Raw genomic sequence first — 1,037 nt, forward strand, 5'->3', positions numbered from 1 at the left:
GTCGCCCGCGGACACCACCGGCGCGCACGACCCGCTCCGGACCCTTCCGGGACGGTGCCCGTGACCGGCCGACCGGTCCGCAGAGCCTAACGATTAGTCGGGCAGGCGGAGTTCCAGGTCCACGCGGGGCTCCACGCCCCGCTGCTCGATGACGGAGAGCAGTTCGGAGACCGTACCCCGCCCGGCGAGCAGCGCCTCGGGCTCCACGTCGAGCCAGGGCACGAGCACGAAGGCGCGCTGGTGGGCGCGGGGGTGCGGCAGGGTGAGCACCGGGTCGTCCGACACGACGTCCGCGTACGCCACGATGTCGACGTCGATCGTGCGCGGCCCCCAGCGCTCCTCGCGGACGCGGTCGAAGGCCTCCTCGACGGCCTGGGCGCGCTCCAGCAGGGACGAGGGCGGCAGCGTGGTCTTCACCACGACGATCGCGTTGAAGTACGAGGGCTGGGAGCCCGGTTCGACCCCCCACGGCTCCGTCTCGTACACCGGGGACACTGCCTTGACCCGCAGGCCCGGGGTGTCCTCCAGCGCGTCGATGGCGCCCTGAAGGGTCTCCAGCCGGTTGCCGAGGTTGGACCCGAGGCTGATCACGGCGCGCTTCGGGTTGGACAGGGTGACGTCCGCCGCGTCGACCTGGGCCACCACCGAGGCCGGCACCGGCTGTACGGTCGGGTCGCTCTGGGGATTCATACTCGGCTCCGGGTGATGGTGATGGTCACGTCGTCGAAGGGCACCGTGATCGGGGCGTCCGGCTTGTGCAGCGTCACCTCGACCTCTTCGACGCCGTCGTGCTTCAGACACTGCTCCGCGATGCGCTCGGCGAGCGTCTCGATCAGGTCGACCGGCTCACCCCGCACGACGGCCACGACCTCCTCGGCCACGACTCCGTAGTGGACGGTTCTCGCCAGGTCGTCTCCGGCCGCGGCGGGGCGGGTGTCGAGGCTCAGCACCAGATCCACGATGAAGGTCTGCCCCTCCTCGCGCTCGTGGGGGAAGACGCCATGGTGCCCACGGGCCTTGAGGCCGCGCAGCGCGAG

The 1,037-nt window shown here is 71.5% G+C and carries 2 protein-coding genes; both read right to left on the bottom strand.

Annotated features, from left to right (window positions below; genetic code table 11):
- Positions 1–93 precede the first annotated feature (93 nt).
- Positions 94–591: a 2-amino-4-hydroxy-6-hydroxymethyldihydropteridine diphosphokinase gene (gene folK, locus ACFXKA_RS43385; protein ID WP_379431967.1), complete on the bottom strand. Its 498-nt coding sequence runs from the start codon at positions 589–591 to the stop codon at positions 94–96.
- Between the two features lie 95 nt (positions 592–686).
- Positions 687–1,037, bottom strand: a 351-nt coding sequence (gene folB / locus ACFXKA_RS43390; RefSeq protein WP_379431966.1) for a dihydroneopterin aldolase, incomplete at its 5' end; no start/stop codon positions are given.

The organism is Nocardia sp. NPDC059228 (assembly GCF_042754245.1).
Taxonomy (GTDB): domain Bacteria; phylum Actinomycetota; class Actinomycetes; order Mycobacteriales; family Mycobacteriaceae; genus Nocardia.